The organism is Plantibacter sp. M259 (assembly GCF_006065115.1).
Classification (GTDB): Bacteria; Actinomycetota; Actinomycetes; order Actinomycetales; family Microbacteriaceae; genus Plantibacter; species Plantibacter auratus.
The window spans coordinates 2,924,629-2,947,477 of record NZ_CP040750.1; the positions used below are offsets into that span (position 1 = coordinate 2,924,629).

The following is a 22,849-nucleotide window of genomic DNA, read 5'->3' on the forward strand; positions in this document are numbered from 1 at the left end:
CGCGACGATGAGCATGATGGACCCCGGCGACCACCAGGACCCGAAGAAGCAGGGGCCGACGACGGCGCGCATCACGATCTGGATCGTGGTGAGCGGGATCGGCCTGTACCTCGTCGTCAGCGGTCTGTGGGGCGCCCTCGCCGGAGGTTCCTGACCCTCCGGTCCCTGCCCTTCGACAAGCTCAGGGACCGCACGACCACGTCGTTCCGGTCCCTGAGCCAGCTCTCCGGTCCCTGAGCGAAGCCTCCGGTCCCTGAGTCAGCTTTCCGGTCCCTGAGCCTGTCGAAGGGCGGTACGATTGACGGGTGATCGAAGACTACTGGCTCAACGCGCTCTGGTCGCTGCTGCCCACCGTGGTCGTCGGCATCATCTTCTGGGTCGTCATGCGCGCCATCCTGCGGTCCGACCGCAACGAGCGCAAGGCGTACGCGCAGGTCGAGGCGGAGCAGCGCGCGAAGCTCGGGCTCCCGCCGGTCGAGCCCTCCGGACCTCGCGAGGTCTGACCCGTCCGTATCACGTGGCGAGCTCACCCCACAGCTGTCCGGCATGGTCAGTAGGCTGGAGCCTCGGCAGCTGAGCGGATGGGCGACATGACGATCGAGTTCTCCTGGAACTGGCTGGGCATCACGGCCCTCGTCCTGGACTTCATCATCCGTGTCATCGCGGTGATCGTCGTTCCGCGCAACCGGCGCCCCACCGCCGGGATGGCCTGGCTGCTCGCGATCTTCCTCATCCCGTATGTCGGTGTCATCGCCTTCCTCCTCATCGGCAACCCGAAACTGCCGCGGGTGCGCCGGCGGAAGCAGTACGACATCAACGTCTACATCCGCCAGACGACCCGCGACCTCGTCAAGGCCAACCTGACGTCGAACGCACCGGCCTGGTTCCGGTCGGTCGTGACGCTCAACCGCAACCTCGGGTCGATGCCGCTGCAGGGCGGGAACACCGCGAGTCTCATCGGCGACTACGAGGCCTCGCTCCACGCCATGGCCGATGAGGTCGACCGTGCCGAGCAGTTCGTGCACGTCGAGTTCTACATCCTCACCTGCGACCGCACCACGAAGCCGTTCTTCGACGCGCTCGAGCGCGCGGTGGCCCGCGGCGTCACCGTCCGGGTGCTCCTCGACCACTTCGCGAGCTGGCGGACCCCCGACTACAAGCACACCTTGAAGCGCCTCACCTCGATGGGGGCCCAGTGGGCGCTCATGCTCCCGCTCCAGCCGTTCAAGGGCAAGTTCCAACGTCCCGACCTCCGGAACCACCGCAAGATGGTGATCGTCGACGGCGCGGTCGCGTTCATGGGTTCGCAGAACATGATCGACCGGAGTTACAACAAGCCGGGCAACATCAAGCGGGGTCTCCAGTGGCAGGAGCTCATGACGCGGGTGGAGGGTCCGGGGGTCGCGGGGATCAACACGATCTTCCTGAGCGACTGGTACAGCGAGACGGGCGACGTCCTGTCCCATGAGGTCGGCCTGCTCGAGGCCCGACCGGTGGGCGACCTCGAGCTGCAGGTCGTGCCGAGCGGGCCGGGGTTCGACGGCGACAACAACCTCAAGCTGTTCCTCACGCTCATCTACGCGGCGCAGCGGCGCATCGTCATCACGAGCCCGTACTTCGTGCCCGACGAGTCGTTGCTCGCAGCGGTCACGACCGCGGTCCAGCGTGGTGTGCCGGTCGACCTGTTCGTCTCGGAGATCGGCGACCAGGCGATGGTCTGGCACGCGCAGCGCTCCTACTACGAGGCGCTCCTGCGGGCCGGTGTGCGGATCTTCCAATACCCGGCGCCGTACATCCTGCACGCGAAGCACTTCACGATCGACGACGACGTCGCCGTGATCGGGTCGAGCAACATGGACATGCGTTCCTTCGGTCTCAACCTGGAGGTCTCGCTCATGGTCCGCGGGCGCGAGTTCGTCCAGGAGATGCGCGGCGTCGAGGACGGGTACCGGGAGATCAGCAAGGAACTGACGCTCGCGGAGTGGCTGAAGCAGCCCCTCCGCTCGACGGTGCTCGACAACCTCGCGAGGCTGACCTCCGCGCTTCAATAGCACACCACTGAAATAATAAACATGTGTCATGTCGGTACAGATATATCTGTCTGATATTCTCTCCAGGTCGGCCACCTCGAGAAAGTGACGCATGTCCCTCCTGAACTCCCCGCCCCGGCCCCTCGCGGCCTGCACCGCCGCTGCTGCTGCGGCATTGATCGGCTTCGGTGCGATCGTGCCAGCCTCGGCCGCCACCGATCCGCCGCCGCCCGACGACAGCTCCACCACGTCGCCCGAGGAGGTGCCGACACCGGATCCCGTTCCGTCCCCCGACGCCTCCGGCGGCCCGGTGGCGTTGACGCTGCTGACCCAGTTGCAGCGGACGATCACCGGTACTGCGCCCTTCGACGAGGAGGCCGGCCCCGGTCACGACACGAGCGGGGACGACCTCGTCCTGCGTTCCCACGACACGGTCACCTATCGCGTGGAGGTGCAGGTCAACGGCGCACCCCAGGACGGTGTCGTGACCGTCCGGCAGACGCTCCCGTCCGGGTTGACCTGGCCGGCGGTCGGCTCGCTCCCCGGATACTGCGGTGAGGGCTCGACCGTGAGTGAGGACGCACGCACCGTCGACTGCGTGGTGCACGACGTCGCTCCCAACTCGGTGTCCACGTACGATCTCGTCGCGACGGCCAGCACGGCGCTGCCCGACGGCACGGTCCTGCCCGCTCCCACCGGAGCGGTCCAGGCGTCGGCGGTGGACGCCACGAGCGGGCAGACGGTGTCGTCGTCCACGACGCCCGACGACCTCGTGGTGAGCAGTGGGCCCCGCCTGAACATCGGCGCCAAGCGGTACAACACCGACCACGCCGTGGTCAATGCGGAGGGCGTCGCGGGTTACCGGGTGTCCTTCGACACCTACGTCGACCTGGCCGGCTACAACTCCGCGGGAGCGCTCGGCGCTCGCGGACAGTCGGCCGTCGTCGGCGACGTGGCCTTCGACATCGACCTCTCCGACTTCAGCGAGAACGCCGAGGTGGTCGACTTCGCCGGACAGCGTTGCGCCATGAACCCCTACGACGTCGGCGCCTTCCCGAAGAGCTCGGGCGGTGGGCCGAACGGCGTCACCGACTCCGGAACGTGGACCTGCACGCCCGACGCCTCGAATCCGAACCTCATCCACGTCGTGATCTCGGGCGCCGATTTCAGCGCGGACCACCTGCCGACCAAGTCTGCCGCGGGCTACAACATCGCGACTCGTGGCTATGTCGGGATCGGCAAGTTCGCGGTGTTCGTCGCGCACACCGACGTCCCCGCTGACGGCAGCATCGACTCGGTGGTCACGTTGCGCGACCTGGTCGCCTTCGGGGAGAACGCGGCGGGCGAGCGGATCGCGAACGCCGCCGAGCCGCTGGACGACAACACCGTGACCACCCGGCTCACCCGCCGTCTGGGTATCGGCCACAGCACGCGGTACGTCGACAACCCGGCGAACCTGACGAAGATCCCCGGTCAGAGCTCGATCGGGTCCGGTGACGGGCCGGTGACGACCGGGCAGACCTTCGTCGCGAACACGGCGATCAACAACTCCTCGACGACCGCATCGATGGAGGATGCGATCGTCTGCCAGGTGTTCGACCCGAAGACCCAGCACGTCTCGACCATCGACTCGACCTGGCCACCGGTCACGGTGCGCGCGTCCAGTTCGCTCGGCGACTTCAACCCCAGCCACGTCATCGTCGAGTACGGCACGACCCCGGTCACCGACCCCGGTGCCGACGACGCGACCCGCTGGCGCGACCTGAGTGCGGCGACCTGCGACGATGACGACGCCTCGTGGACGGCGAACTGGCAGTCGCTCGACCTCGAGGAGGTGACGCGTGTCCGGTACCGCCCCGTGGGTGACGCCCTCCCGCCTGGCGCGCAGTTCAACGCGGCGCTCACCCTGCAGCTCCGCGACGGCCTCCCTGTCGGCGAGACGGTGACCGAGACCTACTCGGTGAAGTCGCCCACCTTCTATCACGACGACGTCGACCAGCCGACCTACTGGACCGAGGACGACTGGTACCACGCGAAATACGACCCCGTGCAGGCGACGAACAAGGACTTTCCACGCGGCGACCGCGTGCTCGTCTCCGAGGGGTCCGTCGCGATCGCCAAGCGGGCCGTCGCGCCGGCCGTCGAGCCTGGAGCACCCGCGCACGTCGCCTCCGGGGATCGCGTGCAGTTCGCACTCACCCCGCAGATCGCCAGCAAGTCCGGACTCGTCGACTCCTCACGCGACGTCGTCGTGGTGGATCGGCTCCCGAAGGGGCTCACCTACGATCCGACGGACGTCTCCCACGTACCGGACTCCGTGGAGGTGGCCGAGGACGGCACCACGGAACTGACCTGGTCGTTCGACCGGATCGACCGCGGCAGCGAACCGGTGATCACCTACTGGGCGAAGACCGATTCCACGATGATCGGTGATCTCGTCAACCAGGTCGTCGTCTCGAGCCCCGACGACCCGTCGTCACTCACCGACATCCCCGCATCCCCGACGACCTCCGACGCCCATTATTCGCGTCAGACGGTCTCCCTCAGCTCGCCGGGTGGGCTGCGCATCGAGAAGTCGGTCGCGCAGACGGCGATCGAGTCCGGCGACGACGTCGACTACACCGTGTCCTTCGCGAACATGAACGCCGACACCCCGCAGCAGGACGCGTCGTCGATCGACGTCCTTCCCTACGTCGGCGACCAGCGTGGTTCCTCCGCCGCGGGGAAGCTCATCGGCGCGGTCGACGCCCCTGCGGGCGTCACGGTCCGGTACACCGACGCCGATCCGGTCGCCGTCACCGCGTCCTCCGCGGTGGACGGGAGCGCCGGGTACGGGGACCTCCCGGCCGGGTCCGCCTGGTGCACTGCCGCCGAGCTCGGCACCTCCGGGTGCGCCGCATCGTTCGGGGAGGTCACGGCCCTGCGTCTGGACGTCGCTTCGCTCGCTGCGATGGAGCGGGTCGAGGTGCAGTACACACTGGTCTCGAGCGGCGCCCCGAGTGGGTCCTCCTTCGGCAACGATGCGACCGTCCGTTCGGCGACACAGACGCTCGGCGCACGCTCGCCGCTCGTGAGCACCCGGGTCGTGTCCTCCTCGATCGGTCAACGACTGTGGTGGGACACGAACGAGGACGGCCTCGACAACGACGGGCCGGACGGGACGCCCGGTGCCGGAGTTCCGGACGTGGCGCTGCACCTGTCCGGCGTCGACAAGTTCGGTTCGCCCGTCGAAACCGACACGACGACGGACGCCGACGGTTCCTATCGGTTCTCCGGGCTCGTGTCCGGTGACTACGCGATCCTCGTCGACGTGCCGGCGAACGCGGGCGCGACGGCACTTCGGGTCGGGACGGACGACCTGCTGAACTCCGCCGTGGTGCCCGAGACGGGCGTGATGCAGGACATCTCCATCATCGACCCGTCTCCCACCGGTGCCGACGCCGAGGATCTCACCTGGAACGGCGGGCTCGTGGCCGGAGCCGAACCTCCGGTCCCGCCGGTCGATCCGCCGGGGATCCCGAAGGACGACGCACCCGCTGCGGCCGGCCGCGCGGGAGACCTGGCCGACACCGGAACCGCCTGGGTGTTCGCCGGCGTCGTGGCCGCGATCGTGCTCCTCGGAGGAGGCACGGGGCTCATGATGCTCCGTCGTCGCAGGACGGACGACTCCGCAGCGTGACCCGGGCGGAGGGGTCGGCCACCGAGTGGGCGACCCCTCCGCCTGAGGGCGCTGGTCAGCGTGCCTGCGCCGGCCGTCGCGCCTGAACACCGGCTCTGAATCTCCGCAGCATCGGTCCAGGACCGGGCTCCGGTGGCTCCCTATACTGGGGGCAAGTCAGGCCCACGACGGCGTCGCCTGCTCCCGGTCGACCCTTCGCCTGACGCGATCGAAGGAGGCATCAGTGCACCACACCGATATTCCGACCCGCTCCGACATCGTCGAGCTCGCGACCGCCCGAGAAGCCTCGAGCGTGTCCATCTACCTCGAGACGAGCACCAACCCGGCCGATACGAGCCACATCCGGTTGGACCTCAAGAACCAGGTCAAACACGCCGTGGAGCAGTTGACGGCCGCGGGAGCGGATCGTGCCGACATCGCGCGGTTCACGTCGGAGATCGATCGTCTCCTGGAGGATCCGGACTTCCTGCGGTATCTGTCGTCGAGCCTGGCGATCTTCGTCGGCCCGTCCCTCACCCGCTACTTCCGGGTGCCCAACGTCCTGCGGTCCTGCTCCGAGGTGTCCGACCGTTTCTACATCAAGCCGCTCATGCGCGCCCTCACCTTCCCGCAGTCGGCCTATGTCCTCGCCCTGGCGCAGAGCGGGGTCCGGCTCGTCGCGGTCGCGCGGGACCTCCCGGCGACCAGCATCGAGTTGGACGTCCCCGAGGACGTCGCCGCGGCCGCCCACGTCGACTCCATCCGGGGCCGGGGCTCGAACGGGCGCGAACAGCTGGGTCGCATCCAGGGCGCCGAGGGGCAGAAGATCCGCATGCAGGAGTACGCGCAGGCGATCAACAAGGCGTTGTCGCCGGTGCTCGCCGGTTCGAAGGAGCCGCTCATCCTCGCGGGCGCCGAACCGATGACGGGGATCTTCCGGTCCGTCTCGAGCTACAAGCACCTCGTGAAGCCCGAGATCGAGGGCAACCAGCAGGAGCGCTCGGACGAGCAGCTCGCCGCAGCGGCCCGCCCGATCCTCGACGAGCTGTACGCCGCCGAACTGCGCGCGCTGTGCGAGGAGTTCGGCACGCGCGCGTCGAACGGGCGAGCCGTGACCGACCTCGGCGACGTCGCGCGCGCCGCGACGGCGAACGCGGTCGACACCCTGTTCGTCGACATCGACAGCAACCTGCCGGGCACGGTCGACGAGACCACCGGTGTCGTCACGCTCGCCGACGACGCCGACGCGACGAACTACGGCGTGATCGACGAGATCCTCCGCCGGGCGCTGCTGTCCGACGCCCGGATCCTCGCCGTCCGCGCCGACGACGTCCCCGGTGGGGGCGCCCTCGCGGCGACCGTCCGGTTCCCGGTCTGATCGAGCCGCGATCAGCCGACACCCGCAGCGCACGTGCCCGGTGCACGTGCGCTGCGGCGTTCCCGGCGGCCGAGCATCACGCCCACGGCGAACAGGGGCGAAGAGAGCTGCGGCGGTCGTTACGCTCCTACTAACGGCATCACCACCCTGCCCGGTGCCGGAGGAGAGTGATCATGTTCGAGAGATTCACCGACCGTGCGCGTCGTGTCGTCGTCCTGGCCCAGGAAGAGGCCAAGATGCTCAACCACAACTACATCGGGACCGAGCACATCCTGCTCGGCCTCATCCACGAGGGAGAAGGAGTCGCCGCCAAGGCGCTCGAGTCCCTCGGGATCTCCCTCGATGCCGTGCGCGAGCAGGTCACCGACATCATCGGCACCGGCCAGCAGCAGCCGACGGGACACATCCCGTTCACGCCGCGCGCCAAGAAGGTGCTGGAGCTGAGTCTGCGCGAAGCGCTGCAGCTCGGCCACAACTACATCGGCACGGAGCACATCCTGCTCGGCCTCATCCGCGAGGGCGAGGGCGTCGCAGCCCAAGTCCTCGTGAAGCTGGGCGCCGACCTCAACCGTGTGCGCCAGCAGGTCATCCAGCTGCTGTCCGGCTACCAGGGCAAGGAAGCAGCCCCGGTCGGCGGCAACCAGAGTGAGCAGCAGGCGCAGGGCGGGTCGCAGATCCTCGACCAGTTCGGCCGCAACCTCACGCAGGCCGCGCGCGACAACAAGCTCGACCCGGTCATCGGTCGCGACAAGGAGATGGAGCGGGTCATGCAGATCCTCTCCCGTCGCTCGAAGAACAACCCGGTCCTCATCGGTGAGCCCGGCGTCGGCAAGACCGCCGTCGTCGAGGGTCTCGCTCAGGCGATCGTCAAGGGCGATGTCCCGGAGACGCTGAAGGACAAGCAGCTGTACTCCCTCGACCTCGGCTCGCTCATCGCCGGTAGCCGCTACCGCGGTGACTTCGAGGAGCGCCTGAAGAAGGTCACCAAGGAGATCCGCACCCGCGGCGACATCATCGTCTTCATCGACGAGATCCACACTCTCGTGGGTGCCGGTGCCGCCGAGGGCGCGATCGACGCGGCCTCCATCCTCAAGCCGCTGCTCGCCCGCGGTGAGCTCCAGACCATCGGCGCCACCACGCTCGACGAGTACCGCAAGCACTTCGAGAAGGACGCAGCCCTCGAGCGTCGCTTCCAGCCGATCCAGGTCATGGAGCCGTCGCTGCCCCACACGATCAACATCCTCAAGGGGCTGCGCGACCGCTACGAGGCACACCACAAGGTGTCCATCACCGACGGCGCGCTCGTCTCGGCGGCGAACCTCGCCGACCGCTACATCTCCGACCGCTTCCTGCCCGACAAGGCCATCGACCTGATCGACGAGGCCGGCGCACGCCTGCGTCTGTCGATCCTCTCGAGCCCGCCGGAGCTGCGCGAGTTCGACGACAAGATCGCCGGCGTCCGCGAGGCCAAGGAGACGGCCATCGAGGAGCAGGACTTCGAGAAGGCAGCGTCGCTCCGCGACGAGGAGAAGAACCTCCTCGGCGAGCGTCTGCGCCTCGAGAAGCAGTGGCGCTCGGGCGACGTCAAGACGACCGCCGAGGTCGACGAGGGTCTGATCGCCGAGGTGCTCGCCCAGGCGACCGGTATCCCCGTCTTCAAGCTCACCGAAGAGGAGTCCTCGCGACTCGTCTTCATGGAGAAGGCGCTGCACCAGCGGGTCATCGGTCAGGAGGAGGCCATCTCGGCGCTCTCCAAGACCATCCGCCGCACGCGTGCCGGCCTCAAGGACCCGAAGCGTCCCTCGGGCTCGTTCATCTTCGCTGGCCCCACGGGTGTCGGTAAGACCGAGCTCGCGAAGGCGCTCGCCGAGTTCCTGTTCGACGACGAAGGCGCGCTCATCTCCCTCGACATGTCGGAGTACGGCGAGAAGCACACGGTCTCGCGACTGTTCGGTGCTCCTCCCGGGTTCGTCGGCTTCGAAGAGGGCGGCCAGCTCACCGAGAAGGTGCGCCGCAAGCCGTTCAGCGTCGTGCTCTTCGACGAGATCGAGAAGGCCCACCCCGACATCTTCAACTCGCTCCTCCAGATCCTGGAAGAGGGCCGGTTGACGGATGGTCAGGGTCGCGTCGTCGACTTCAAGAACACCGTCATCATCATGACCACCAACCTCGGTGCTCGTGACATCGCCGGTGGTCCGGTCGGCTTCCAGATCGAAGGCAACGCCTCGACCGGGTACGACATCATGCGCGGCAAGGTGAACGAGGAGCTGAAGAAGCACTTCAAGCCCGAGTTCCTGAACCGTGTCGACGACATCATCGTGTTCCCGCAGCTGTCGAAGCCGGAGCTCCTGCAGATCGTGGACCTGTTCACGAAGCGTCTCTCGGAGCGTCTACTCGACCGCGACATGACGATCGAGCTCACGCTGCCGGCGAAGGAGCGCCTCATCGAGGTCGGCTTCGACCCGACCCTCGGTGCTCGTCCGCTGCGTCGTGCGATGCAGCGCGAGGTCGAGGACCAGCTCAGCGAGCAGATCCTCCACGGTGAACTCAACGCCGGCGACCACGTGCACGTCGACTTCGTGAACGGTGCGTTCGCCTTCACGACCTCGGCTCGTGGCGAGTCGGTCGGTGCCGGCGTCAACGCGCAGGCGTCGCTCGGTACGGGTTCGGCCACGCCGGATCTCGCGATCACGGGCGAGTAGTCCCGAGTCACCGAAGGCCCCCACTCCGCGGAGTGGGGGCCTTCGTCGTGTCGGGACGTGTTCGTTCGCCCATCTTCGGGCGCGCGAGCACTGGATCGCCCAAACCTGGGCGAACGAACGGTGGCGGTCAGCCGAGGCGGTCGAGGTAGCGGAGGATGATGCCTTCGCGAAGCGCCCAGGGGGAGACGTCGAGCTCGCGGACGCGGAAGGCGGCCATCGCCTCGGACAGGACGATGCCGCCGGCGACGATCTGGAAGGTGCGGTCGGCGGTGATCCCGGGGAGCGCGGGGCGGGCCTCAGCCGGAATACGGGCGAGCCGGGGGATCCAGTCGTCGAGCTGGCTGCGCCGGAGCAGGGCTCGCTCGGTGCCACCGATGCCGTCGGCCACCGATCCTGCGAGGCGTGCGAGGGAGCGGATGGTCTTGGACGACCCGACGACGTGATGGGCGTCGGGCTCCTCGGCGAACGCGGGGAGTGCTGCGGTGAGCACCTCGCGGGCGTGCAGGCGGAGTGCCTCCTGCTGTGCGGCGGTCGGCGGGTCGTCGTGGAGGAAGCCGACGGTGGAGCGGCCGGCGCCGAGCGGGAGGGAGATCGCGACATCGGGGTATTCGTCGCCGCCGGCCGCGATCTCGAGCGAGCCGCCGCCGATGTCGAGGAGGAGCATCTCGCCGGCCGACCAGCCGTACCAGCGGCGGACGGCGAGAAAAGTGAGCTTCGCCTCGTCGTCACCGGAGAGGACCTGTAGGGCGATGCCGGTCCGTTCCTCGACGAGGGCGAGGACCTCCGGCCCGTTCGTCGCCTCACGGATGGCCGAGGTCGCCATCGAGAGCAGTTCGTCGAGGCCGCTCTCCCGGGCGGTCGCTGCCGCTGCACCGATCGACTCGAGGATGACCGCGACGCCCTCCTCGCTGATCGATCCATCGGGCGTGAGGTATCGCATGAGTCGCAGCACCGACTTGTGCGACGACTGGGGGATCGGCCGCGCTCCCGGGTGGGCATCGACGATGAGCAGGTGGACGGTGTTCGATCCCACGTCGAGGACTCCGAGTCGCATGCGCTCACAGTACTGCCTGCCCTCCCGCGTCTGCTGTGGTCGTTCACCAGCGCGGTGCGCTGACGTGAGCGCGGGTCCAGGGCGTGAGCGCGGGTCTCCGGAGGGGCGCGCCCACGTCCCTGACCCGCGGTGAGGCCGATACCGCGCCACTCGTGTCAGCGCACCGCGCTGACGCCCACACCCTCGCGCTCGCGTCAGCGCACCGCGCTGGGCATGGGTGGGGTGGGACTTGGGAGGGCGCAAGGCCGCGCGACCTCGTCGGCGCACCGCGTAGGATCGCCGCATGACCGCCGCCACCTCGGAATCCTCCGCCCCTCGAACCCTCGTGATCCTCGGTGCCGGAGGCGACCTCACGGCCCGGCTCCTCCTGCCGGGACTCGCGTCGCTCCTCGCCTCCTCGCGTGGCGAGGCGGTGCGCCTCATCGGCGTCGACCGCTCCGAGTCGAGTGACGAGGCCTGGCGGAAGCGCGTCGAGACCGCGTTCGCGGACGCCCCGTCGACGCTCGCCGAGACGATCGTCGCCGAGACCACCTACGTGCAGGCCGACGTCTCCGACCCGGCGTCACTCGAACGCGTCCTCGCGGCCGCCGGACCGAACGTCGCCCTTTACTTCGCCCTGCCGCCCGCCATCACCCTGCTCGCGTGCAAGGCACTGCGGAAGCTGGAGCTCCCCAAGGGCATCATGCTCGCCCTCGAAAAGCCCTTCGGGACCGACTACGCCTCCGCTCGCTCGCTCAACCGCCTGCTCCAGCACCTGGTGCCTGAGGAGCAGGTGTTCCGCGTCGACCACTTCCTCGGTAAGTCGACGGTCCTCAACCTGCTGGGCCTGCGCTTCGCGAACCGCATCTTCGAGCCGCTCCTCTCCGCCGACAACGTCGAACGCGTCGACATCGTCTTCGACGAGCAGCTGGCACTCGAGGGCCGCGCCGGATACTACGACCGCGCAGGCGCCCTGATCGACATGATCCAGAGCCACCTGCTCCTCGTCCTCGCGTTCGCGGCCATGGAGCCACCGGCGAGCGTCGACGCCGAGGATCTGCGCGGCGGTATGGCCCAAGTGCTGCGAGCGACCCGCCCGTGGAAGGCGAACGGCACGGAGAGTCGGCGTGCACGCTACGGCGCCGGGACGATCGGCGACCGCAAGCTGCCCGCCTACATCGACGAGCAGGGCGTGGACCCGTCGCACCACACGGAGACGCTCGCCGAGATGACCCTCGCGATCGACAACTGGCGTTGGGCCGGTGTCCCGTTCGTGCTGCGGTCCGGGAAGGCGTTGGCGGACACCCGTCAGGAGATCGTCTTCACCTTCAAGCCGGTGCCGCACCTCCCGTCCGGCCTGCACGGCATGAAGACGCCGGCGCGGCTCCGCATCGGCCTGAAGCCGGCGTCGCTCGACCTCGACCTGATGATCAACGGCGAGGACGATCCCTTCGAGCTGGACCCGGTCGCCCTCCACGCAGAACTCCAGGCGGGGCAGCTCAGCGCCTACGGCGAGGTCCTGTCGAGCATCCTCGAGGGAGACCCGACCCTGTCGGTGCGCGGTGACGTCGCCGAGCAGTGCTGGCGGATCGTCGCGCCGGTCCTCAAGGCGTGGCGCAAGGACGAGGTGTCGATCGACACCTACCCGGCCGGTACCGCGGGCCCGAGGTCCTGGCACTGATCGTACTTCCTGCGTTGGCGCCAGCGCGGTGCGCTGACGTGAGCGCGCCCCACCGGACCGAGCGCGCCCCTCTGGAGGCTCGCGCTCGCGCGGCTGGGTAGCGCTCATGCCGCTTCGGCAGCGCTCGCTCGAGCGCACCGCGCTGGCGCCCACCAACCCGCGCTCGGTCGGGAGCACCGCGCTGGCGTCAGTAGACTTCTCGGAGGTTCTGACGTGAGGAGGCGGGATGGTCGAGCAGGCTCAGCAGGGGTACATCGTCCGTCGCGCCCGCACGAGCGACGTCCGCCGCATCCAGGCGCTCGTGGAACCACTCGTGCAGCAGCGCATCCTCCTCGGCAAGGACGACGTCGTGTTCTACGAAGCGGTCCAGGAGTTCCGCGTCGCCGAGACACCCGACGGCGAACTCATCGGCTGCGGCGCGCTGCACGTCATCTGGGAGGACCTCGGTGAGGTCCGCACGCTCGCCGTCTCCGCAGACCACCTCGGCACCGGGGTCGGCCACGCGCTCGTCGAGCGCCTCGAGCGCGACGCGATCGAGCTCGGCCTGCGTCGCCTGTTCTGCCTGACCTTCGAAACCGGCTTCTTCACGAGGCACGGCTATCAGGAGATCGGCGAGGAGATCGTCCCACCCGAGGTCTACGCACAGCTCGTGCGCTCCTCGGACGAAGGTGTCGCGGAGTTCCTCGACCTCGCGCGGGTCAAGCCGAATACGCTCGGTAACACCCGCATGCTCAAGCTGCTCTGAACCACAGCTTGAAGGTTGACGCTCGTCGGAGTGACCGATGAGACCGTTCACAATACCTCGCTGATCAGCGATTTCGCACATTTCCAACGCGAAGCCCGTGCTCAGATGAGCAGGCCCGGATTTACGTGCCGTTCACATTCGCGGTGGTCTTCCGTCACGCATGTCGGTTAGCTTGTGAGGCACTACCCATCGTCTGTGCCTCGAATGGGGGGTGCGTTGTCGCGCGCTCCGAACGAGGACGGCCCTCGATTCGGAGCCACATGTCGTTCAAACACCCGTGGAGGCTGTCCGCCTTCGCCGCCCTTGCCGGGCTCGTCGCCGCGCCCCTCGTGACGACACCAGCCGTCGCCTCGACCGACGGCCTCGGTGTCGTCATCAACGAGGCCTACCTCTCGGGCGGGAGCGCGAACGCGCCCTACCTGAACAAGTTCGTCGAGCTCTACAACCCGAGCGACGCGGTGGTCGATGTCAGCGGCTGGTCGATCCAGTACCGCAAGCTCGACGGCGTCGGCGCCTCGTCCACCGTCGTGCCACTCACCGGCTCCATCGCGGCCGGCGGCTACTACCTCGTCTCCGGCTCCTCGAACGGCGCCAACGGCGTCGCCCTGCCGACCCCCGACGTCACGAGCACCCTCAGCCCCCAGGGCCAGAACGGCACGCTCGCGCTCGTCGCCTCGACCACTGCGGTCACGCTCACGCCCGGCTCCGTCGTCGGCGACCCGGCTGTCGTCGACCTCCTCGGCTACGGCACGTCGAACACCTTCGAGACGGCCGCGTCGCCGTCCCCGTCGGGCAACACCGTTCCGCAGTCGATCGTGCGCACCACCTTCGCCGACACCGACAGCAATGCCGCCGACTTCACGCTCAGCGACACGGTCACGCCGCAGAACAGCGCCGGCGACACCCCGGTCGACCCCGAGCCCACGCCGGAGCCGACCCCCGAGCCCACCGACCCGACCACCCCGGTCGAGCCCGGTACGGCGACGATCGCGGAAATCCAGGGCACCGGTGCCGCGAGCACGATGGTCGGCCAGACGGTCACCACCACGGGCTTCGTCACCGCGAGCTTCCCGACCGGCGGCTTCAACGGCTACTACCTGCAGACCGCGGGCACCGGTGGAGCGATCGACCCCGCGACGCACCTCGCGTCCGACGGCGTCTTCGTCTACTCGCCGGCCACCGTCGGCTCCGTCGCCGTCGGCCAGTACCTGCAGGTCACCGGCGTCGTGGACGAGTACTACGGCCTCACGCAGCTGAAGGTCACCGACCCGGCCGCCGTCTCCGTGCTCGACGCCACCGGTGTCAGCGCTCCGACCGCCGCCAGTGTCGCCTTCCCGGCCACCGACGAAGAACGCGAGCGTCTCGAGGGCATGCTGCTCGACCCGGCCGGCGACTACACGGTCACCGACACCTACAGCACGAACCGCTACGGCGAGGTCGCGCTCGCGGCATCGACGACGCCGTTCGTCACGCCGACGGTCCTCGGCAAGCCCGGTTCTGCTGAGGCGCTCGCGGCCGCGGCCCGTGTGCCGGCGGAGAAGGTCGTCCTCGACGACGGCTCTACCGTGGACTTCTCGAAGGCTGAGAACACGGGCATCCCGCTCCCGTACGTCTCGACCACCGCGCCCGTCCGGGTCGGTGCCGCCGTCGACTTCACCGCACCGGTCGTCTTCGACTTCCGCAACAGCAACTGGAAGTTCCAGCCCACGCAGCACCTCACCGGCGCCAACGCCGCGGATGTGCAGCCGGCGTCCTTCGAGAACACCCGCTCCACCTCGCCTCGCGGGGTCGGCGGCGACGTGTCCCTCGCGACCTTCAACGTGCTCAACTATTTCGCCACCACCGGCGACTCGCGCACCGGCTGCACCTTCTTCACTGATCGCGAGGGCGGCAAGACGACCGTCGACGACTCCGATGCCGCCGGTTGCGGCGTCCGAGGAGCGGCGACGGCCGAGAGCCTGGCGCGTCAGCAGGCGAAGATCGTCTCGGCGATCAACGCCCTCGACGCCGACGTCGTCTCGCTCGAGGAGATCCAGAACTCCGCCTCGATCGGCCTCGACCGCGACGACGCGCTGAAGACCCTGACCGCGGCGCTCAACGCCGATGCCGGTGCGGGCACCTGGACGTTCGTCCCGTCGCCCGCGAAGGTCCCCGCGGACGAGGACGTCATCCGGACGGCGTTCATCTACAAGTCGGCCGCCGTCGAGACCGTCGGTGAGTCGCGCATCCTGCTCGACGAGCCGGCCTTCGACAACGCCCGTGAGCCAGACGCGCAGGCGTTCAAGCCCAAGGGTGCGGACGACGCGGCCACCTTCCTCGTCATCGCGAACCACTTCAAGTCGAAGAGCACCTCGAAGGCCGCGACGGGCGACAACGCCAACACCGGCCAGGGCGCCTTCACCGGCGACCGCACGCGTCAGGCCAAGGCCCTCGTGACCTTCGCCGACACGGTCTCGAAGGACATCGGCACGAAGAAGGTCTTCCTCGTCGGCGACTTCAACTCCTACGACGCCGAGGACCCGCTGGACGTGCTCCGCGACGCCGGCTACATCAGCCAGGAGGCCAAGACCGGCGAGTACACCTACGCGTTCGACGGTGCGGTCGGGTCCCTCGACCACATCTTCGCGTCGCCGGAAGCAGACCAGAGCGTCACCGGTGCCGACGTGTGGAACATCAACTCCGTCGAGTCGATCGCCCTCGAGTACTCCCGCTACAACGCGAACGTGACCGACTTCAACGTGCCGGACATGTTCCGCTCGAGCGACCACGACCCCGTGATCATCGGCATCAGCGCCGACGCGAGCGAGTCTGCGACCGTCAACCTGCTCAACATCAACGACTTCCACGGTCGGATCGACGCCAACACGACGAAGTTCGCGGGCACGATCGAGCAGCTCAAGGCGATGTTCGCACCCGACCAGACGGCGTTCATCTCCGCTGGTGACAACATCGGTGCCTCGCTCTTCGCTTCGTCGTCGCAGCAGGACCAGCCGACGATCGACGTGCTCAACGCACTCGGCCTGAAGGCCTCCGCGGTGGGCAACCACGAGTTCGACCTGGGCTACGGCGACCTCGTCGACCGCGTCATGGCCGACGGGAAGAACGCGGCCTGGCCGTACCTCGGGGCCAACGTGTACGAGAAGGGCACGAAGAAGCCCGCGCTCAAGGAGTACACGATCCTCGACATCGACGGAGTGAAGGTCGCCGTCGTCGGTGCCATCACCCAGGAGACGCCGACGCTCGTGTCGCCCGCAGGCATCGCCGACCTCGACTTCGGGGACCCGGTCGAGGCCGTGAACCGCGTCGCGGCGCAGCTGACCGACGGCGACGAGTCCAACGGTGAGGCGGACGTCATCGTCGCCGAGTACCACGAGGGTGCCGGGGCCGGCACGCCGGACGGCGCGACCCTCGAGCAGGAGCTCGCCGAACAGAGCGCCTTCACCGAGATCGTCACCACGACGAGCGCGGACGTCGACGCCATCTTCACCGGCCACACGCACAAGCAGTACGCGTGGGACGCTCCGATCCCCGGCGTGACCGGCAAGACCCGCCCGGTGCTCCAGACCGGCAGCTACGGCGAGTTCATCGGTCAGATCACGTTGACCGTCGACCGCGCGTCGGGTGACGTCACCGCCTACACGGCGAAGAACGTCGCACGCACCACGGTGGCCGAGGCCGACCTGGTCAAGCAGTTCCCGGCGGTCGCGACGGTCAAGACGATCACCGACAAGGCCCTCGCGGTCGCGGCGGAGATCGGCAACCAGAAGATCGGTGAGGCGAAGGCCGACATCACCCGCGCGTTCAACAACGGCGTGAAGGACGACCGCGGTGCGGAGTCGACGCTCGGTGCGCTCGTCGCCGACTCGCTCCGTGCCTCGCTCTCGAGCGCCGACCGGGGTGGAGCCGACATCGGCATCGTCAACCCGGGTGGCATGCGTGAGGAGATCCTCGCGGGCGACATCACGTACGCCGAGGCGAACGCCGTGCTGCCGTTCCTCAACAACCTGTGGACGACCTCGCTCACGGGTGCACAGTTCAAGACCGTGCTCGAGCAGCAGTGGCAGCTCGACGCGGCCGGGAACGTCCCGTCCCGTCCGTACCTGCAGCTCGGACTGTCGTCGAACGTGCAGTACACGTTCGACCCCACGAAGGCCCAGGGGCAGCGGATCACGAGCATCACGGTGAACGGTGCGCCGATCGACCCGAGCAAGAGCTACCGGATCGGCTCCTTCAGCTTCCTGCTGCAGGGTGGCGACAACTTCCGTGAGTTCGCGAACGGCACGGACACGCGCGACTCCGGTCTCGTCGACCGCGACGCGTGGATCGCCTACCTGACGGCGAACAGCCCGGTTGCCCCGGACTTCGCCCGCCAGAGCGTGCAGGTCACGAACGCGCCGACCGCAGCGGTCGCCGCAGGGAAGACGGTCTCGTTCGACGTCGCGAAGCTCGACCTCACCTCGACCGGCAGCCCGGTGAACACCTCGCTGGCGATCGAACTCAACGGCTCGCCGATCGGGACGGTCCCGGTCACCGCGGGTGCAGCAACGGTGTCCTTCACCGTGCCGGCGGGTACCGCTGACGGCGCGGCGACGGTGCGCCTCACGGCACTCGAGTCGGGGACGACGCTCACGGTGCCGCTCACGGTCGCGACGCCGCCGGTGGTCACGCCGCCGACGCCCGCACCGGAGTCCGCGCTCATCCAGGCGCTCAAGGACCTCATCAAGGCGATCACCGACTTCATCATCGGCAAGCTCGCCACGATCCACGTCGGCAAGGAGTACGCCGGCACCTGGGTCAGCGTCTGGCTGCACTCCGAACCGATCCTCGTCAGCGACGGCCTCGTGCAGGTCGACGCGGACGGCAACGTGCAGGTCACGGTTCCTGAGGACGCGCCGGTCGGTGCCCACCGCCTCGTCGTCCAGGACGCCGACGGCAACGTCATCGGCTGGCAGGACATCGTCGTGCAGGCTGCGGCGGTCGACCCCGGCACCGACCCGGGCACCCAGCCCGGTGCGGGCGGCGGGACCGGTTCGGGAACGGCCGGCGGCAGCCAGGACGGCAGCCTGAGCAAGACCGGTGCCGAGCCGTGGGGGAACGCGGCGCTCGCCGCTCTGCTCCTCGTCGGTGGTCTCGCGCTCGTGATCGCCCGTCGTCGCTCGGCGCAGCAGCTCTAGGCGCTCGCGGCACCCAGCAATACCCAGCACCATCCCGATGCCCTGTCATCGGTCGGACCACGGTCCGCGCCGACGGCGGGGCATCGGGCGTTTCCGCGCCACTGCACTTAATCTGTGAGCATGTCGAGCCTCACGAATCCCCGCGGACCGGAGCGGCCCGCCGTCTACTGGCGACGCAGGTTGATCGTGTTCGGCGTCCTGCTCGCCGTCATCGTCCTGGTCATCGTGCTCATCGTCCGGCTCGCGTCGGGTCCGGGCACCGAGAACACCGCGGCGAAGACGACCCCGACGCCCACCGCGACCCCCGCGCCGACGGCCGCGCCGGAAGCGTCGACGACCGCACCGATCGACGAGGCCGCGACCACCGACCCCGGTTCGGCGGCCGCGTGCACCGCTGACCAGATCCGCGTCGAGGCCGTCGTGAACGGGACGAGCTTCGCGGCGGACGAACTCCCGCAGCTCTCGCTGAGCGTGACGAACACCGGCTCGGCCGCGTGCACGATGAACGCCGGCACGAGCCAGCAGGTCTTCACGGTTTCGAGCGGTGAGGAGCCGTACTGGACGTCGACCGACTGCCAGACGGCACCGAGCGACCAGCAGGTGCTCCTCGAGCCGGGGAAGACGGTCTCGTCGAACCCGCCGATCACCTGGGACCGCACGCGGTCGGCGCCCGACACCTGCGACCAGCCGCGCGACCCGGTGCCCGCCGGTGGCGCCTCGTACCACCTGAACACCTCGATCGGCGGCTTCGCCTCCGCCGACAGCGCGCAGTTCCTGCTCAACTGACGGAACCTGCTCGTCGAGCCGCCCCGGTCACTGAGCCACCCCGATCGCGGAGCCTCCCGCGGTCACTGAGCCGTCCCGCCCCGGTCACTGAGCCTGTCGAATTGCTCGACCCGCAGCCCCGCACCGGCCTGCGACAATGGACGCATGGCGAAGCAGAAGCGACCCGAGTTCCGTTCCGAGCCCCTGGCCGCGGCGCTCGCCGCCGGCGACATGGTGGCCGTGGCACTCGCGTTGCGGAACGGCCGGTTCGTCGTCCCGCTCATGAAGCCGGGCAACCCCGACAAGCCGACCGAGACCGGTGAGGTCTGGATGTTCCGTCAGCCCGAGACCGCGAGGCTCGCGCTGCTCCTCTTCTCCGATGCGAAGAACAAGCCGGCCGCTCTGCCGCCCTACGTCGGCCTGCACGACGGCACCTGGCTGGCGAGCTTCCTCCGCACCTACGGCGACGACATCGAGACGGTGCTCTTCGACGTCGCCGGTCCGCACTCGCTGCAGGCCTCGCCGGAGGAACTGCTGCGGGTCCTCGAGCTCGAGGCGCCGGCCGCCGAATAGCTCGACCCGCGGGCCCTGCTCTCGGCGTCGTCCGCCGTTCACAACTCCTGCAGGTCGTCGTCCGAACACGGACAGGTCCCGTTCTGGGGCCCTACGGGACCAGTCCGCAGGAGTTGTGAACAAGAACGCCCCGATCCTGGTTCGTGGAGCAGGTGGTCGGGTGCGCTCAGAAGGCGGCGTCGAGCTCGCGTTCGCGTCGGGCGGGGCGCGCCGCCTCGGCTGCGGTCTTCGCGATGCCCAGAACCGACTTGAGGTCGTTGCTGACGTCGGAGTTGAGCAGCAGCTTGTAGCCCAGTCGGTTGCCCTCCGAGCCGCGCTGCTTCGCGACGCTCACCGGGCGCACTTCGCCGCTGAGGCTGATCTCACCGTAGGCCGCGAGGTCGCGGGGGAGGGCCAAGTCGCGGATGACGGAGACCAGGGCGAGGGCGATCGCGAGGTCGGCCGCCGGTTCGCTGATCTTCACGCCGCCGACGGTCGAGATGTAGACGTCGTGGTCGGTGAGGTCGTAGGAGTAGCGGCCGTGCAGCACCGCGAGGATCATCGCGACACGTGACGGGTCGACGCCATTGGTGACCCGGCGGGGGTTTGGTGCCTGCGTCTTGTTGATGAGCGCCTGGACTTCGACGGGGAGTGCGCGGCGTCCCTCCATGACGATGGTGACGCAGGTGCCGGCCACGGGTTCGTTCTGGCTGAGGAACAGGGCGCTGGGGTCGGGGACCTCGGCGATGCCGTCGCCGGCCATCTCGAAGCAGCCGACCTCGTCGGTGGCGCCGAAGCGGTTCTTCTGCGCGCGGAGGAAGCGGAGCGCGGTGTGGCGGTCGCCCTCGAACTGGCAGACGACGTCGACGAGGTGCTCGAGGAGTCGGGGGCCGGCGATCGATCCGTCTTTCGTGACGTGGCCGACGAGGAGGATCGGGAGGTCGCGTTCCTTGGCGATGCGGGTGAGGACGGCTGAGACCTCGCGGACCTGGCCGGGTTGTCCGGCGAGGCCGTCGGACTGCGAGGAGGAGACGGTCTGGACGGAGTCGACGATGAGGAGCTTGGGCTGCACCTGGTCGATGTGGCCGAGGATGGTGGCGAGGTCGGTCTCGGAGGCGAGGTAGAGGTCGTCGTGGAGGGCACCGGTGCGTTCGGCGCGGAGGCGGACCTGGCTGACCGACTCCTCGGCGCTGACGTAGAGGACGCGGGCGCCGGTCTTCGCGGCGCGGGATGCGACCTCGAGCAGCAGGGTCGACTTGCCGACGCCCGGCTCACCGGACAGGAGGATCGCGGCGCCGGGGACGATGCCGCCGCCGAGCACCCGGTCGAACTCGGCGATGCCGCTCGACCAGCGTGGAGCCTCATCGGCGCTTGCCTGGGTGATGGGACGCGCGGCGCGCTCGTCGGTCGCGCGAATCGGAGTCAGCTTGCCGAGGACACCGGTGGGAGCGGAGGCTTCGACGACCGTGCCCCACTGCTGGCATTCGCCGCAGCGACCGGCCCACTTGGCGGTGGTCCAGCCGCATTCGGTGCAGCGGAATGCGGGGAGGGTGCCTTGGCCATGCGGCCAGCCTAAGCGCGACCGCCGACACCGCCGGCCCTCCGCGCCGCCTGTGGATAACCGGCATCGCTCAATTCGCGTCGGCGCTCGTCTTCTATTACACTCGACCCCGGTACCGTGTCCGAGCGGCCGAAGGTGCAACTCTCGAAAAGTTGTGTGCTTGAAAGAGCACCGTGGGTTCAAATCCCACCGGTACCGCCATAGAAAACCCCTGGTTATCCAGGGGTTTTCTGCATTTCTGGCTGTGGCGTGGTGCGAGCGTCATGCAGGTCTTCGGACAAGTGTGCCGATCAAGGTTCATTCGGCGGGGTTCGAATGGGGTCAGGTCCGACCTCGCATGACGGCTCAGGTGTCGAGGACGTATGAAGCTTGAGAAGCGCACTCGGGTGAGTCATCGATTCGCCTCTGCAGCAGCCTTTGTGAGCGCGCGCCCCGCGAGGAGCATGATGACGACAGCGATCGCTGTCAGCGTCGATGCGATCCAGATCGGAGCGAGTAAGCCCAGCCCGGTCGCGAGCCCGAATGCGCCAAGCGCGGGCCCCGCGGCAGCTCCAATGTTCAATGCTGCGGTTGCGTACGAACCGCCCATCGTTGGCGCACCCGACGCCGCATAGAGCACACGAGTGATCACGGTGCTACCCACGCCGAATGACAGGAAGCCCTGAACGAAGACAAGGATGATGAGCGCCACGGGATGCGATGCGACCAATGCCAATGCGATCCAGCCTGTCAGCAGCAGCGGACTGCCGACCGCAAGCACGACGCCCGGGCGTCGATCCGACAGTCGCCCTGCAATCGTGACGCCAAGGAACGATCCCATGCCGAACATCACCAGCGCGACGGACACCCACCCACCAGTCATCCCCGCGGTCTCGGTCACGACGGGTGCAAGGAAAGTGAATGCCGCGAAGGTCCCTCCGTTGATCAGCGCTCCAAGTGCCATGGCCAGGATGAGGCGTGGCTGTGCCAACTGGCTGAGCTCGGCATGAAGCCGTGGCGAGAAAGCGCTTGAATCGGTCTGACCGGCGTCGTTCGTGATCCCTCGGATAACTCCGCAGACCGCCGGAATACAGAGGATTGCGATAGCCCAGAACGTCGTTCGCCAGCCCAGCGCTGTGCCGAGTAAAGACCCCGCGGGGACACCCGCGACGGTTGCGATCGTCGTGCCGGAGAGCAGGATCGACAGTGCCCGCCCCTTCTGGTTCGCTGGCACGAGGGTAGTTGCCGTGCTCAGTGCTACGGCGAGGAATCCTGCGTTCGCAAGAGCGCTGAGCACCCGGGTGATGAGGAGGAGCGAGAACACGGGTGTCATCGCTCCGACCACGTGACTTCCCGCGAACACGAGAAGGCAGACGATCAACGTGAGCCGCGGTGGCCAACGGCGAGCGAACGCCGCCATTACTGGCGCGCCGGCGACCATGCCGACCGCGAAGGCCGAGGTCAGCAGGCCTGCCGTGCCGACCGCGACGTCAAGCTCGGTCGCGATCGCGGGGAGCAATCCCGCGAGCATGAATTCTGAGGTGCCCATGACGAAAACCGCCAGGGCAAGCATGTAGAGAGCAAAAGGCAT

13 protein-coding genes, 1 tRNA gene and 1 pseudogene are annotated in these 22,849 nt (G+C 68.4%); 12 read left to right on the forward strand and 3 right to left on the reverse strand.

The annotated features are described in order from the left end of the window. The first annotated feature begins 7 nt into the window (after positions 1-7). The 6 genes from FGL15_RS20380 to FGL15_RS13735 all read left to right on the forward strand — a co-directional run bounded on the left by FGL15_RS20380 (position 8) and on the right by FGL15_RS13735 (position 9,768). Entirely contained in the window at positions 8-154 is a 147-nt protein-coding gene (locus FGL15_RS20380; RefSeq protein WP_157579829.1) for a hypothetical protein, read from the forward strand. A gap of 151 nt (positions 155-305) precedes the next feature. Further along, positions 306-503: a hypothetical protein gene (locus FGL15_RS13715; protein ID WP_213014309.1), complete on the forward strand. Its 198-nt coding sequence runs from the start codon at positions 306-308 to the stop codon at positions 501-503. 78 nt (positions 504-581) lie between these two features. Then, positions 582-2,051 (forward strand): cardiolipin synthase, encoded by a 1,470-nt coding sequence (gene cls, locus FGL15_RS13720; RefSeq protein WP_138946455.1) that lies wholly within the window; start codon positions 582-584, stop codon positions 2,049-2,051. 91 nt (positions 2,052-2,142) lie between these two features. Beyond that, positions 2,143-5,709: an SdrD B-like domain-containing protein gene (locus tag FGL15_RS13725; protein WP_138946456.1), complete on the forward strand. Its 3,567-nt coding sequence runs from the start codon at positions 2,143-2,145 to the stop codon at positions 5,707-5,709. 223 nt (positions 5,710-5,932) lie between these two features. Next, entirely contained in the window at positions 5,933-7,066 is a 1,134-nt protein-coding gene (locus tag FGL15_RS13730; RefSeq protein ID WP_138946457.1) for a hypothetical protein, read from the forward strand. A 173-nt stretch (positions 7,067-7,239) separates the two neighbouring features. Further along, positions 7,240-9,768 (forward strand): ATP-dependent Clp protease ATP-binding subunit, encoded by a 2,529-nt coding sequence (locus FGL15_RS13735; RefSeq protein WP_064294324.1) that lies wholly within the window; start codon positions 7,240-7,242, stop codon positions 9,766-9,768. Positions 9,769-9,895: 127 nt separating this feature from the next. Here the strand turns inward: FGL15_RS13735 and FGL15_RS13740 are convergent, their stop codons facing one another. Continuing rightward, complete coding sequence (locus FGL15_RS13740; RefSeq protein ID WP_138946458.1) at positions 9,896-10,822, reverse strand: Ppx/GppA phosphatase family protein; 927 nt, start codon at positions 10,820-10,822, stop codon at positions 9,896-9,898. A gap of 283 nt (positions 10,823-11,105) precedes the next feature. On the opposite strand from FGL15_RS13740, the gene FGL15_RS13745 reads away from it, so the two are divergent. From FGL15_RS13745 to FGL15_RS13765, 5 genes are all read left to right on the forward strand, one after another. Beyond that, complete coding sequence (locus FGL15_RS13745; protein ID WP_138946459.1) at positions 11,106-12,482, forward strand: glucose-6-phosphate dehydrogenase; 1,377 nt, start codon at positions 11,106-11,108, stop codon at positions 12,480-12,482. Between the two features lie 226 nt (positions 12,483-12,708). Then, a complete protein-coding gene (locus FGL15_RS13750) occupies positions 12,709-13,227 on the forward strand; it encodes an amino-acid N-acetyltransferase (RefSeq protein WP_138946460.1) in 519 nt (172 codons plus the stop codon). Positions 13,228-13,487: 260 nt separating this feature from the next. Next, complete coding sequence (locus tag FGL15_RS13755) at positions 13,488-18,401, forward strand: ExeM/NucH family extracellular endonuclease (protein ID WP_138946461.1); 4,914 nt, start codon at positions 13,488-13,490, stop codon at positions 18,399-18,401. Positions 18,402-18,521: 120 nt separating this feature from the next. Beyond that, positions 18,522-19,187, forward strand: coding sequence for a hypothetical protein (locus FGL15_RS13760; RefSeq protein WP_138946462.1), 666 nt, complete (start codon positions 18,522-18,524; stop codon positions 19,185-19,187). Between the two features lie 144 nt (positions 19,188-19,331). Beyond that, positions 19,332-19,739: an SseB family protein gene (locus FGL15_RS13765; RefSeq protein ID WP_079705172.1), complete on the forward strand. Its 408-nt coding sequence runs from the start codon at positions 19,332-19,334 to the stop codon at positions 19,737-19,739. Between the two features lie 166 nt (positions 19,740-19,905). On the opposite strand, the pseudogene radA reads toward FGL15_RS13765, so the two are convergent. Beyond that, positions 19,906-21,258 (reverse strand): annotated as a pseudogene (gene radA, locus FGL15_RS13770) (DNA repair protein RadA); the annotation flags it as partial. Positions 21,259-21,390: 132 nt separating this feature from the next. Here radA and FGL15_RS13775 point away from each other — a divergent pair. Next, a tRNA-Ser gene (locus tag FGL15_RS13775) sits at positions 21,391-21,480 on the forward strand. 190 nt (positions 21,481-21,670) lie between these two features. Here FGL15_RS13775 and FGL15_RS13780 read toward each other — a convergent pair. Next, on the reverse strand, positions 21,671-22,849 hold the full coding sequence (locus FGL15_RS13780; RefSeq protein ID WP_138946463.1) for a Cmx/CmrA family chloramphenicol efflux MFS transporter: 1,179 nt from the start codon (positions 22,847-22,849) through the stop codon (positions 21,671-21,673).

Coding starts and splice junctions, on each gene's coding strand:
- FGL15_RS13780 (WP_138946463.1), bottom strand. CDS start 22,849: ATGCCTTTTGCTCTCTACATGCTTGCCCTGGCGGTTTTCGTCATGGGC.
- FGL15_RS20380 (WP_157579829.1), top strand. CDS start 8: ATGAGCATGATGGACCCCGGCGACCACCAGGACCCGAAGAAGCAGGGG.
- FGL15_RS13760 (WP_138946462.1), top strand. CDS start 18,522: ATGTCGAGCCTCACGAATCCCCGCGGACCGGAGCGGCCCGCCGTCTAC.
- FGL15_RS13745 (WP_138946459.1), top strand. CDS start 11,106: ATGACCGCCGCCACCTCGGAATCCTCCGCCCCTCGAACCCTCGTGATC.
- FGL15_RS13765 (WP_079705172.1), top strand. CDS start 19,332: ATGGCGAAGCAGAAGCGACCCGAGTTCCGTTCCGAGCCCCTGGCCGCG.
- FGL15_RS13755 (WP_138946461.1), top strand. CDS start 13,488: ATGTCGTTCAAACACCCGTGGAGGCTGTCCGCCTTCGCCGCCCTTGCC.
- FGL15_RS13740 (WP_138946458.1), bottom strand. CDS start 10,822: ATGCGACTCGGAGTCCTCGACGTGGGATCGAACACCGTCCACCTGCTC.
- cls (WP_138946455.1), top strand. CDS start 582: ATGGGCGACATGACGATCGAGTTCTCCTGGAACTGGCTGGGCATCACG.
- FGL15_RS13750 (WP_138946460.1), top strand. CDS start 12,709: ATGGTCGAGCAGGCTCAGCAGGGGTACATCGTCCGTCGCGCCCGCACG.
- FGL15_RS13735 (WP_064294324.1), top strand. CDS start 7,240: ATGTTCGAGAGATTCACCGACCGTGCGCGTCGTGTCGTCGTCCTGGCC.
- FGL15_RS13725 (WP_138946456.1), top strand. CDS start 2,143: ATGTCCCTCCTGAACTCCCCGCCCCGGCCCCTCGCGGCCTGCACCGCC.